The organism is candidate division KSB1 bacterium (genome assembly GCA_022562085.1).
Classification (GTDB): domain Bacteria; phylum Zhuqueibacterota; class Zhuqueibacteria; order Oceanimicrobiales; family Oceanimicrobiaceae; genus Oceanimicrobium.
In genome coordinates, this window is the sequence record JADFPY010000485.1 from 1 (window position 1) to 2,241 (window position 2,241).

Sequence of the window (2,241 nt, forward strand, 5' to 3'; positions counted from 1 at the left end):
GTCGTCGCTTTGCCGCAGTGATCTCACGGATTCCCGGAACATTTCAAAAGTTTGTTCCATCATGCGATGAGAATCATTTATGGCCTGAGCCAGAGAGTTATCTCCCTTCCAAAGTTCATACAATTCTTTAAATAACCCGTTGTGCAGAATTAAGAGAAGGCATATTTGATTTCATTAATTGGTTTTTTGTTATGGAATTTATTGACAAATTGCGCGAGCGTTAATGAGACAATTTTTGAGATAATTCTTGTTGCCAGTCCTAAGAAACTTTTTGCATAATTGCGTTTAATCATGAATTGGTCACAAAGTTGCGAGAAGAGAGTTTCAATACGCTTTCTTAGTTTTCTAAAAATCTGTGGATACTCTTGAAAGTCTTTTTGATTCATTCTTTTAGGCGTTACCAGGCGAACACCTTGAGTTTGGAAAAGTTCGAGCTGTATTTCTGCACTCAAATATGCTTTATCCCCTAAGAGAATACACTGTGAGATGTCTTCTTTAATATCTTGTAAATAATGAATATCAGCTATGCTCGCTTTGCTCAAATCAACCTTTTTGAAGACACCACTAACACCGCATAGTCCATGAAGCTTGTACCCGAAATAGGTGTTTTTCTGAGCAGCACAATAGCCATAATCGGGTGCTGTGTCAAAGTTTTCTTTGCAAATCCGAACCCGTTTGGCTCGAGCAAAGCGACAGACTTCAATCGGGAATGAATCTACAATGAGAGCATCTTCATCAGGGGATATTTTTTCTGATAAGTATTCTAAAACTGTATTGAAGTAATGACGTAACGACCTTCTTCTACGATTAAATGCTGAACGTTCAATGAGCCCATTTAAAGAAAAAAAAGCAGAATCTTTTATGAGATCAAAAAGCCTGTTTTCGCTATCCAGGGATAGAAATTCGGCTGCAAGTGCTAAAGTAATCACTTTGACATCAGAAAACTTTGGATTTCGGCCAATTTTCGGTATATTACCCTTGTTGTCAATGTGGTCGCCTAAAGCTTCTGTGATAATTGGCAGCATTTGTTTGAAGATTATTTCGATTTTGCGCATTACCTATTCTCCTATTTATATTAAGTTTATTCCACTTTAATATAAGGATAAATAGGCTAATGCGCACTATTTTTTTATCCTAATCAATTCTGCACAACGGGTTAAGGTTAACAACTAATAAAAAATTTAATTAGATTAATTACCAAGTTTTTCTTCAAGCATTGCTGCTGCTTCTGTCTCAGAAAGATTAGCCAATTTCACGAGCAGCTCTGCAGTCTTTTCAATTTTAAATCTTTTCTCCGGATCTTGAAAAAGCATTTCAGTCAACTCGGCAACGGTAGGCATTTCGAAAATAGTCCGCAATGGCACTTCAACCTGCAAGGCATCTCGAATTCTGGAGACGAGCCGGGTAACCAAAATTGAGTGTCCCCCCAGTTCGAAAAAATTATCATAGACGCCGACTTTTTCAATATCGAGAATTTCTGTCCAAATACCCGTTAAGACTTCCTCAACCTGGTTGCGCGGCCCAACAAAAGTTTCTTCCAAATCGGGACGGGCGCGATCGGGTTCCGGGAGAGCCTTTCGGTCTACTTTACCATTAGGAGTCAGGGGTAAAGATTCCAGGAAAACGAAAATTGCCGGCACCATAAACTCTGGAAGTCGTTCATTTATGAAACTGCGCAATTCCGTAATTTTGGGCTGCTGGCTATTTTCACGCACAACATAAGCGACTAGCCGTTCCTCTCCGCCAGCCGGCGTCTCTTGTTCGGAAGAAGTGTCTTTGGCAACAATTACGTTTTCCTTCACTGCTGCATGTTGATTTAGCACCGTCTCAATTTCTTCAAGCTCAATGCGATAGCCGCGGATCTTGACCTGGTGATCGGCACGTCCCAGAAACTCAATATTACCGTCCGGTAGATAGCGAGCCAAATCACCAGTCCTGTAGAGCCGTGCTCCGGGCTCGTCCCCAAAAGGATTCGGAACAAGTTTATCTGCAGCAAGCTCCGGTCTATCTAAATAGCCGCGCGTCAATCCAGGTCCACCGATGTAAAGTTCTCCAGGTACGCCGACAGGAACCGGCCTCATATTAGCATTCAGCAGATAAATTTGCGAATTAAGAATAGGATTGCCAATAGGCACTTGCGTCTCTAACTTTTGAGCGCTGCAATCATAGACACTAGACCAAACCGTACCTTCTGTTGGTCCATATTCATTAAACAACTTAGTTTTGACAAATAGCTCGTTG

The 2,241-nt window shown here is 41.1% G+C and carries 2 protein-coding genes; both read right to left on the bottom strand.

The genetic code is table 11. The features are described 5' to 3' along the window. Positions 1-149 precede the first annotated feature (149 nt). Positions 150-989 (bottom strand): IS982 family transposase, encoded by an 840-nt coding sequence (locus IH879_22565; GenBank protein MCH7677712.1) that lies wholly within the window; start codon positions 987-989, stop codon positions 150-152. A gap of 201 nt (positions 990-1,190) precedes the next feature. Further along, positions 1,191-2,241: AMP-binding protein (locus IH879_22570; GenBank protein ID MCH7677713.1), on the bottom strand; the 1,051-nt coding region annotated here is incomplete at its 5' end.